Below are 8,940 nucleotides of genomic sequence, written 5' to 3'. Positions count from 1 at the left end.
ACACACCAGCTTTTGTTCATCTTAACCAAAATGTAGCATATCATTCCTACAAAAGAAATAAAGAAAATTTAGAACTATTGACCTTTTAACAAACGAAAAATGAACCCGAAAAAGGTCAACCTATTTCAGTATAATACAAATGAACTTCTTTAGAAAAATATTCGGACAAAATAAACAGAAAAAGAAATCTGAAAACCCTATTCCTCGACCTAAAAATTGGAATAAAACAATATCGGATTTAATGCAAGAAATGAAAGAAGGGAAAAGACACGAAGTTGGACAACCCGAAATTGACTGGGCTCGTGAATATGAACGAGATTTAATTCCCGAAAATTATCGCTATCCAAAAGAAGGAGATTTATATGAATCAAAATTTGACCAAGAAATAGAGTTTTTAACGGCTTGGTCTGCACCTTTCACAGGTGGCGGAAACGGAACATTACTCAAAGGAGAACAAATTTGGATAAACTCTGGTCCATTAGAAGAAAAACCGATTGGAAGTTATGCGCTTCCAGTAAAATATACAGAGTTAGAGAAAAGAATGGTTTCGGAATCTGACAGAAATAAACCGAATTACGGAAATTTCTATTTTCATTTTGACACTAAAACTTTGAATGAAAATTTTAATCTAATAAAAACAGGATTTAAAAAAGAACCGTGGAAATAAAAAACTACACACAACAATGTATAACCGCAATTACGGCGGATTCGACTACGTCCGAATCCACTCGGAATTGCTAACGTCTGTGCCAAACCGAAAAATTTGCGTACTTTAACCCGTAACTGACGGTTATACGAGAACGTTGGCATTAATACTTATTCGTGCCATTCAATTTCAGTTCCGCAAGTGTCACAGCACTCTTCGTATGTCACCCGCTCATTTACAATGTACGCATCGCATTCGGGGCAGTAGGCATCGGCTGTTTCTGCAACCAATTCACGCTCGGAAGGCGTACTAATGCCAACATTGGCTAAACCAACATTTTTACCTAAGTTGTCTGTTTGCCATTGTGCAGATTTTGATTCTCTTTCTTCTGTTGTCATAATTTCAGTTATTTAAAAAAACGTTGTTTAGCCGTAGCCGTTGTGCGGCATACAAAGAAAGCCCACGCGCAAACAGGCACATTTGGTTTTTGCCGATACGCAAAGCCAACGCTGAAAAACCAAAAGAGCCTGTTTTGTTGCCAACGCTCGGACGGAAAAGATGAAATTTAAAACTGATAAAAAGAACTTAAAATAAATGGCAAAAAAGAACGGAAACGCAACGGAAGAACCCCTAGAAAAACAACTCTGGAAATCGGCTGATAAGCTGAGAAAAAATATTGATGCTGCAGAATACAAACATGTAGTACTTGGACTGATATTCCTGAAATACATCTCGGATGCGTTTGAGGAACTTTACGACAAACTAAAAGCAGGAGAAGGTGAATATGCAGGAGCCGACCCAGAGGACAAAGACGAATACAAAGCCGAGAATGTATTCTTCGTGCCAGAGAAAGCCCGTTGGTCTTACCTTCTCTCACAAGCCAAACAACCTACCATTGGCAAATCGGTAGATGAGGCAATGGACTTCATTGAAAAAGAAAACGTTTCGCTGAAAGGTGTTTTGCCAAAAGTTTATGCTCGTCAAAACCTTGACCCGACCAGTTTGGGAGAACTCATAGACATGATTGGAAACATTGCCTTGGGTGATGCCAAAGCCCGAAGTGCTGATATACTTGGACATGTGTTTGAATATTTCTTGGGTGAATTTGCCTTGGCTGAAGGTAAAAAGGGCGGACAGTTCTACACCCCAAGAAGCGTAGTTGAACTTTTGGTAGAAATGCTCGAACCCTACAAAGGCCGTGTATTTGACCCTTGCTGTGGCTCTGGTGGAATGTTTGTGCAGTCTGAAGAATTTGTAACCGAACACCGTGGAAAAATCAATGATATTTCCATTTACGGACAGGAAAGCAACCAAACCACTTGGCGACTGGCTAAAATGAACTTGGCCATTAGAGGTATTGACAGCTCACAGGTGAAATGGAACAACGAAGGCTCGTTTTTGAATGATGCCCACAAAGATCTGAAAGCTGATTACATCATTGCTAACCCACCGTTTAACGTGAGTGATTGGAGCGGTGATTTGCTGCGTACCGATGGCCGCTGGAAATACGGCACACCACCAGCAGGTAATGCCAATTACGCTTGGATTCAACATTTCATGTATCACTTGGCACCCAGCGGACAAGCAGGTTTTGTGTTGGCAAAAGGGGCTTTGACTTCCAAAAGTGGCGGTGAAGGCGACATTAGAAAAGAACTGGTAGAAGCCGATTTGATTGACTGCATTGTAAACCTGCCTGCCAAGTTGTTTTTGAATACCCAAATACCTGCTTCGCTGTGGTTTATGAGCCGTAACCGTAGCAATGGAAAATTCAGAAACCGCACTGGCGAAATTCTTTTTATTGATGCCCGCAACTTAGGGCATTTGATAAACCGAAGAACCAAAGTGCTTTCTGAGGAAGACATCCAAACCATTTCAGACACTTATCACAACTGGCGAAACACCGATGGCAACTATGAAGATGTAAAAGGCTTCTGTGCTTCTGCCAGCAAAGAACGGGTGGCCGAACTGGACTATGTACTCACCCCTGGCCGTTATGTAGGCTTGGCGAAAGAAGAAGATGACTTTGATTTTTCCGACCGCTTTACCAGCCTAAAAGCCGAGTTTGAAGCCCAGCTCAAAGAAGAAGCTGAACTCAACGAACGCATTGCCGCTAACCTTCAAAAAGTGAAAATTGATGAGTGAGTGGACTGAAATAGAACTTGGTGAAGTTGCAGAAGTTCAGACTGGCCCTTTCGGAAGTCAGCTAAAAAATGAACAATACATAACTGGGGGTACGCCCGTTGTAACAGTCGAGCATATTCAAGATTTCAGAATTATTGACTTTGACTATCCAAGCATTACTGATGAGGATAAGGATAGATTGAGTAAATACTTAATGAAAGAAGGCGACATTCTCTTTACAAGAGTTGGTTCAGTTGACTTAAGTGCATATGTAAGTAAAGGTCAAGATGGGTGGATGTTTTCTTCTCGTATGCTAAGGGTCAGGCCTAATAAAGAAATAAACTCTCGTTTCTTGTCATATTTCTTTCAACAAAAAAGCTTTAGAGATTACATAATAAACATTGCTGTCGGTGCAACTATGCCTTCAATAAACACAGGCATTCTAAAGACAATTCCAATTTCTTATCCACCCTTAGAAGAACAACGCTCCATCGCAACCATCCTTTCCAGCTTAGACGACAAAATAGACCTGCTGCACCGCCAAAACCAAACCCTGGAGCAAATGGCGGAGACGCTGTTTCGGCAGTGGTTTGTGGAGGAAGAAAATGAAAGCTGGAGAGAGTTAAAGTTAGAGAATGTTTTAAACGTAGTAAGTGGATTCAATCATAAACAAGAGGAGCTAGATGAGCCAGGGCAAGGAAATATCCTTTTGAGCATGGGAAGTATTCAGAAGTCATTTGGACTTAATACTGACTCTATTCGATCTATTGTATCAGAAAGGGTTAGAGAAAATCAATATTGCTACCCTAATGATATTATAATAACAACAAGAGATGTCACACAAGCGGCTGAACACTTAGGTAGTCCTGTTTTAATACCCACATTTTTCAGCGATAAGAAGATTGTACTTGGAAGTAACCTTTACAAACTAGAGATTAATGAATCATTGGTGCCAGCTTCTTTAATCTACTTTTTACTCAAATCCGCTTTATATAGACAATATGTAAAAGACGTGGCAAGCGGTACTTCAATTCTTATGTTGAAAAAGGCTGACTTATTAGAATTTAGTTTTTCAATACCAGAAAAATTGAACCAAAACAAAATTCAAATTCTTGATGACATAATCGAAAAGCTCAATTCGAATTATTCTCAAATTCGAAGACTAGCAAAAATAAGGGATTCACTACTTCCCGAATTAATGAGCGGTGAAGTGAGAATAACATACTGAATGGAACAATAATTTATTCTATGGCAGACGATCCAATAAGAGAAGAACAATTAAGAAGAAACTTGACTACAAAAGAGGTCTATCATTTTGTAGACTCTGAGAAAGGCATTGACCAAATTTGCCGTGAAGTTTTTAAAAGTTCAGACAAAGTTGTTCACTACCCTATTGGGTTTAATGGAGGACCAAAATATTCAAGAGTTAAGCAGTTCATTTATGAGGGATTTGGCAATCAATTGCCAGTTGGTGTAAGTAAGTCATCATCAAGAGGCTTGGGGTTTACAAAAGTTCTCAAACCACTTATTGAATTCATTGAAGCAAGTTTCCCAACGGCCACAATTAGAATCATCAAAAAGGGTGAAAGCGTATTTAGTGCTGATAGAAAGACACTGACCTTATCAGAGAGTGATCTAATAAAACTTCACGAAGTTTTCCAACACAATTTAGATATTCAGAAACAAGATAGAGAAGTTCTCGCATCAGAAGAGCTTCATAATCTGTTTCCAGATGCAGTTGATTCCGCTGAAAGGGAATATGTAAAGAATTCAATATCTACTGCTCTTTCAACTTGGAAGCAATCACTAGATGAATTTTCAAACACTGACAAAGAAGCCATCAAAGAACTCTTTGAAAAACTCATGCTTGCCGATGGTTTCATTTCGCCTGAAAGTTTGCTAAAAACCAAAGAGACGATAGATGAGCAATATATTGATGACGTAATTGCAGAGTATGAAAAACTAATGCAGCAAAAAACAGAAACCGAGAATCTCGAGAAAAAATGGCAAGGCTTCCTAAAAAAGCATAGTTGGATTTTCTCGTACATTTTTTCCTTTCCAATCATTTTGCATGAAGATGAGGCTTATGTGGGAGGTAAGGGAATTTCAAATAAAAATGGAAAGGTTGCAGACTTTCTGGTTAAAAATAACCTTACCAACAATGTCGCTTTTATCGAAATAAAAACCCATAAAACCGATTTAGTAAAAAAGGGCTCAGCATACAGAGGAAACGATGTGTTCTCTATGAGTTCCGATTTATCTGGTGGTATTTCACAGGTTCTAAATCAACGTGATAATTTTCAGAAACAATTTGCCATTCACAAGATGAATAGTGAGGACAAAGGATTTGAAACCTTCAACTCAAAATGTGTCGTTTTGATGGGGTCTATTTCAGATTTGAGCGATAAAGAATTGGGTTCATTTGAATTATTCCGAAGTAATAGCAAGGACGTTGAAATATTGACTTTTGATGAACTGCTAGCGAGATTCAACAATCTTAAAGAGCTCATGATGGGCAAAGTGAATTAGCATAAACTGAATGACAAGAATAACCGAACACAGCATAGAAGATTTCGCCATCAAACTGTTGGAGCATTTGGGCTATGAATACATCTATGCCCCAAGTATTGCTCACGATGGAGAAAGTCCAGAACGGAGTTCATACGAAGAAGTCCTGCTCACACACCGCATGGCAGAAGCAGTGCGAAGAATCAATCCTACCGTGCCACCAGCTGCACAGGAAGAAGCTATCAAAGAGATTCAGCGTATCCATTCGCCAGAGTTATTGTCCAACAATGAAAGCTTTCATCGCTTGTTGACAGAAGGCATCAAAGTCAGCTATCAAAAAGACGGACAGCAAAGAGGTGATTTGGTGTGGTTAATCGACTTTAACACACCCGAAAACAACGACTTTATTGTTGCCAATCAGTTTACGGTGGTAGAAGATGGCGTAAACAAACGCCCTGACGTTATACTCTTTATCAATGGGTTGCCTTTAGTAGTCATTGAACTCAAAAATGCAGCAGATGAAAACGCCACCATCAAATCTGCTTTCCGCCAGATAGAAACCTACAAAGCAGTTATTCCTAGTCTGTTTACTTACAATGCGTTTACGATTATTTCAGACGGATTGGAGGCCAGAGCAGGAACTCTTTCATCGGGCATGAGCCGTTTTATGGCGTGGAAATCGGCAGATGGCAAAGAAGAAGCATCGCACTTAGTAAGCCAAATGGAAACGCTCATTAATGGCATGCTCAACAAAGAAACCTTGCTGGATTTGGTTCGGCATTTCATCGTTTTTGAAAAATCGAAAAAGGAGGATGCTAAAACAGGTGTAACTACCATTTCAACCGTTAAAAAATTAGCAGCTTACCATCAATACTATGCTGTAAACCGAGCGGTGGAATCTGCCCTGAGAGCGACAGGTTACACGGTAGAAAAAGAAACGCCAACCAGTATGGTGATGGAATCACCTGAAAGCTACGGTGTGGCGGGTGTAAAATCACAACCAAAAGGCGACCGAAAAGGTGGTGTGGTTTGGCATACCCAAGGAAGCGGCAAATCCCTTTCCATGGTGTTCTTCACGGGTAAAATCGTGTTGGCTCTGGATAATCCAACCGTAGTAGTCATCACAGACCGTAACGATTTGGACGACCAACTCTTTGACACTTTTGCTTCTTCCACACAACTATTGCGTCAAGAACCGAAGCAGATTGAAAACCGAAACGACCTAAAGGAAAAATTAAAGGTAGCTTCAGGCGGTGTGATTTTTACCACCATTCAAAAATTCTCGCCCGAGGAAGGCAATGTGTATGAGACGCTTTCGGAACGGGAAAACATTGTGGTGATTGCCGATGAAGCTCACCGAACACAATACGGTTTCAAAGCCAAGACAGTAGATGACAAAGACGAGCATGGTAATGTGATAGGTAAGAAAACCGTGTACGGCTTTGCCAAGTACATGCGTGATGCTTTGCCCAATGCCACTTATATCGGTTTTACAGGAACACCCATTGAAAGCACCGATGTAAATACACCTGCCGTTTTTGGAAACTACATTGATGTGTATGACATTGCCCAAGCGGTAGAAGATGGAGCAACCGTTCGCATTTACTACGAAAGCCGTTTGGCAAAAGTGAATCTAAGCGAAGAAGGTAAAAAACTGGTTGAGGAACTTGATGATGAGTTGGACGGAGAAGAACTCACCGAAACTCAAAAAGCCAAAGCCAAATGGACACAGTTAGAAGCTTTAATCGGTAGTGAAAACCGCATAAAGAATGTAGCCAACGATATCATTCAGCATTTTGGTCAACGCCAGGAGGTATTTGAAGGCAAAGGGATGATTGTGGCCATGTCCAGAAGAATTGCCGCTGACTTGTATGAGGAAATCATCAAACTAAAACCCGAGTGGCATTCAGACGATTTGGATAAAGGTGTTATCAAGGTTGTAATGACTTCTTCCTCTTCGGATGGACCAAAAATCGCCAAACATCATACCACCAAACAACAGAGAAGAACGCTTGCCGACCGAATGAAAGACCCAGACGATGAACTGAAACTGGTGATTGTTCGGGATATGTGGTTGACTGGTTTTGATGCACCAAGCATGCACACGCTTTACATCGACAAACCGATGAAAGGCCACAACCTAATGCAAGCCATTGCAAGGGTGAACAGAGTGTACAAAGACAAGCCAGGTGGATTGGTTGTCGATTATTTGGGTATTGCTTCCGATTTGAAAAAAGCACTTTCGTTTTATTCAGATGCAGGTGGAAAAGGCGACCCAACCATTGCCCAAGCCCAAGCCGTTGAACTGATGCTGGAAAAACTGGAAGTGGTTTCGCAGATGTACAGCGGATTCCCGTATGAAGACTATTTCCAAGCAGAAACGGGACAAAAGCTTTCCATGATTTTGGCAGCAGAAGAACACATTCTCGGACTGGAAGATGGAAAAAAACGATACATCAATGAAGTAACCGCTTTATCCAAAGCCTTTGCGATTGCTGTTCCGCACGAACAAGCCATGGACGTGAAAGATGAAGTTTCATTTTTCCAAGCCGTAAAAGCACGTTTAGCCAAGTTTGATGGTACAGGTTCAGGCAGAACCGATGAAGAAATTGAGACGACTATTCGTCAGGTCATAGACCAAGCCTTGGTTTCTGAACAGGTGATTGATGTTTTTGATGCGGCAGGTATAAAAAAACCAGACATTTCCATTCTATCTGAAGATTTCCTGATGGAACTCAAAGGAATGGAACACAAGAATGTGGCTCTGGAAGTTCTGAAAAAGCTGCTCAATGATGAAATAAAAGCACGTTCCAAAAAGAACTTGGTCAAGAGTAAGTCGCTTAAAGAAATGTTGGAAAATTCCATCAAAAAGTACCACAACAAGATTTTGACGGCAGCCGAAGTGATGGACGAACTCATCAAGCTGAGTAAGGAAATCGTGAACATGGACAGTGAAGCCAAAAAGCTTGGACTGTCTGACTTTGAATATGCGTTCTACACGGCAGTAGCGAACAACGATTCCGCCAAACAGCTTATGCAGCAAGACAAACTGAGAGAACTCGCTGTGATATTGACCGAAAGAGTTAAGCAAAACGCATCAATCGATTGGACAATCAAGGAAAGTGTAAGTGCAAAATTGAAAGTAATTATCAAGCGAACTTTGAGACAATACGGCTATCCACCAGACATGCAAAAACTGGCGACAGAAACGGTATTGAAACAAGCGGAAATGATTGCAAAAGAATTAACAACTGACTAAGAAATGCCAACGCTCAACAGCCACACACATTGCCAAGCCGCTCAAAGCAGCCGCACAAGCCAAAGCTTGTCAAAGAGTGTGTCTGAGCCAACGCACGGACGGAAAAATAAAAAGTACGACCGCACAACAATGTGTATAAGCAATAGCGGGTTCAGTGCTATTTTGAAACATAAAACTATAAATCAAAGGTCTATGCTATCTGACAGTTAAGTGGGTTAAAATCCGCTACTGCTCATACACGAGACCGTTGTAGCACATTATGACCAACGTACTTTCCTGAAATAGGTTGACTAAAAATTAAACCTTTTAGCACTATACCTAATGAAAGACAAAAAACAACCCTGCCGAAAAACTTCCTACAAAAAAGTAGGTTTCGACTTAAAGCTTTTGATCATCGATCAAGTCC

The 8,940-nt window shown here is 40.6% G+C and carries 6 protein-coding genes; 5 read left to right on the top strand and 1 reads right to left on the bottom strand.

The window, feature by feature from the left end; translation table 11 throughout:
- Positions 1 to 139 precede the first annotated feature (139 nt).
- On the top strand, positions 140 to 667 hold the full coding sequence (locus E1J38_RS14655) for a hypothetical protein (RefSeq protein ID WP_133357587.1): 528 nt from the start codon (positions 140 to 142) through the stop codon (positions 665 to 667).
- Between the two features lie 149 nt (positions 668 to 816).
- Here E1J38_RS14655 and E1J38_RS14650 read toward each other — a convergent pair whose 3' ends face one another.
- Positions 817 to 1,044 carry a hypothetical protein gene (locus E1J38_RS14650; RefSeq protein WP_133357588.1) on the bottom strand — a complete coding sequence of 76 codons (228 nt, stop codon included), beginning with the start codon at positions 1,042 to 1,044 and terminating at the stop codon, positions 817 to 819.
- Positions 1,045 to 1,240: 196 nt separating this feature from the next.
- Between E1J38_RS14650 and E1J38_RS14645 the strand changes: the two genes are divergently transcribed.
- From E1J38_RS14645 to E1J38_RS14630, 4 genes are read left to right on the top strand one after another with little or no spacing between them, the layout of a single operon-like run.
- Positions 1,241 to 2,788 carry a class I SAM-dependent DNA methyltransferase gene (locus E1J38_RS14645; RefSeq protein ID WP_133357589.1) on the top strand — a complete coding sequence of 516 codons (1,548 nt, stop codon included), beginning with the start codon at positions 1,241 to 1,243 and terminating at the stop codon, positions 2,786 to 2,788.
- Positions 2,781 to 3,995 carry a restriction endonuclease subunit S gene (locus E1J38_RS14640; RefSeq protein WP_133357590.1) on the top strand — a complete coding sequence of 405 codons (1,215 nt, stop codon included), beginning with the start codon at positions 2,781 to 2,783 and terminating at the stop codon, positions 3,993 to 3,995. Before E1J38_RS14645 ends, E1J38_RS14640 begins: the two co-directional genes overlap by 8 nt.
- A 20-nt stretch (positions 3,996 to 4,015) precedes the next feature.
- Entirely contained in the window at positions 4,016 to 5,296 is a 1,281-nt protein-coding gene (locus E1J38_RS14635; protein WP_133357591.1) for a Shedu immune nuclease family protein, read from the top strand.
- Between the two features lie 10 nt (positions 5,297 to 5,306).
- Positions 5,307 to 8,534 carry a type I restriction endonuclease subunit R gene (locus E1J38_RS14630; protein WP_133357592.1) on the top strand — a complete coding sequence of 1,076 codons (3,228 nt, stop codon included), beginning with the start codon at positions 5,307 to 5,309 and terminating at the stop codon, positions 8,532 to 8,534.
- The last annotated feature ends 406 nt before the right edge of the window (positions 8,535 to 8,940 follow it).

Origin of the sequence: Seonamhaeicola sediminis, assembly GCF_004358095.2 — a bacterium.
GTDB lineage: Bacteria > Bacteroidota > Bacteroidia > Flavobacteriales > Flavobacteriaceae > Seonamhaeicola > Seonamhaeicola sediminis.
Note: the sequence above shows the minus strand (reverse complement) of the source record. Positions and strands in the feature narration are given on the sequence as shown.

What these genes read in the sequence shown, in the direction of transcription:
- E1J38_RS14645 (WP_133357589.1), top strand. Translation starts at nt 1,241, where the DNA reads ATGGCAAAAAAGAACGGAAACGCAACGGAAGAACCCCTAGAAAAACAA.
- E1J38_RS14640 (WP_133357590.1), top strand. Translation starts at nt 2,781, where the DNA reads ATGAGTGAGTGGACTGAAATAGAACTTGGTGAAGTTGCAGAAGTTCAG.
- E1J38_RS14635 (WP_133357591.1), top strand. Translation starts at nt 4,016, where the DNA reads ATGGCAGACGATCCAATAAGAGAAGAACAATTAAGAAGAAACTTGACT.
- E1J38_RS14630 (WP_133357592.1), top strand. Translation starts at nt 5,307, where the DNA reads ATGACAAGAATAACCGAACACAGCATAGAAGATTTCGCCATCAAACTG.
- E1J38_RS14650 (WP_133357588.1), bottom strand. Translation starts at nt 1,044, where the DNA reads ATGACAACAGAAGAAAGAGAATCAAAATCTGCACAATGGCAAACAGAC.
- E1J38_RS14655 (WP_133357587.1), top strand. Translation starts at nt 140, where the DNA reads ATGAACTTCTTTAGAAAAATATTCGGACAAAATAAACAGAAAAAGAAA.